This window comes from Paenibacillus sp. P13VS (genome assembly GCF_015143645.1).
GTDB lineage: Bacteria > Bacillota > Bacilli > Paenibacillales > Paenibacillaceae > Paenibacillus > Paenibacillus xylanilyticus_A.
The window spans coordinates 1-819 of sequence record NZ_WYEV01000033.1 but is presented as its reverse complement, the minus strand read 5'-3'; the positions used below and the strand labels follow the sequence as shown (position 1 = coordinate 819).

The 819-nt window shown below is 54.0% G+C and carries 1 rRNA gene; it reads right to left on the bottom strand.

Annotated features, from left to right (window positions below):
* A 23S ribosomal RNA gene (locus tag GUA98_RS29265) occupies positions 1-819 on the bottom strand; the annotation flags it as partial.

Genomic DNA, 819 nt, shown 5'->3' with positions numbered 1-819 from the left:
CAAGCCATAGCTTCGGTGGTGTGTTTAGCCCCGTTACATTTTCGGCGCAGAGTCACTCGACCAGTGAGCTATTACGCACTCTTTCAATGGTGGCTGCTTCTAAGCCAACATCCTGGTTGTCTGTGCAACTCCACATCCTTTCCCACTTAACACACACTTGGGGACCTTAGCTGATGGTCTGGGCTGTTTCCCTTTTGACAATGGATCTTAGCACTCACTGTCTGACTCCCGGAAGTAAGTCTATGGCATTCGGAGTTTGACTGAGCTTGGTAACCCTTGCGGGCCCCGCACCCAATCAGTGCTCTACCTCCACGACTCTGTTTTCCGAGGCTAGCCCTAAAGCTATTTCGGGGAGAACCAGCTATCTCCGAGTTCGATTGGAATTTCTCCGCTACCCCCACCTCATCCCCGCACTTTTCAACGTGCGTGGGTTCGGGCCTCCAGTGCGTGTTACCGCACCTTCACCCTGGACAGGGGTAGATCACCCGGTTTCGGGTCTACGTCCACGTACTACATCGCCCTATTCAGACTCGCTTTCGCTGCGGCTCCGGCTCTTCACCTTAACCTTGCACGGGAACGTAACTCGCCGGTTCATTCTACAAAAGGCACGCCATCACCCCTAAAATGGGCTCTGACTTCTTGTAAGCACACGGTTTCAGGTTCTATTTCACTCCCCTTCCGGGGTGCTTTTCACCTTTCCCTCACGGTACTGCTTCACTATCGGTCGCTAGGAAGTATTTAGCCTTGGCAGATGGTCCTGCCGGATTCATACGGGGTTTCACGTGCCCCGCACTACTCGGGATCCGTCTCGGAGGGAAC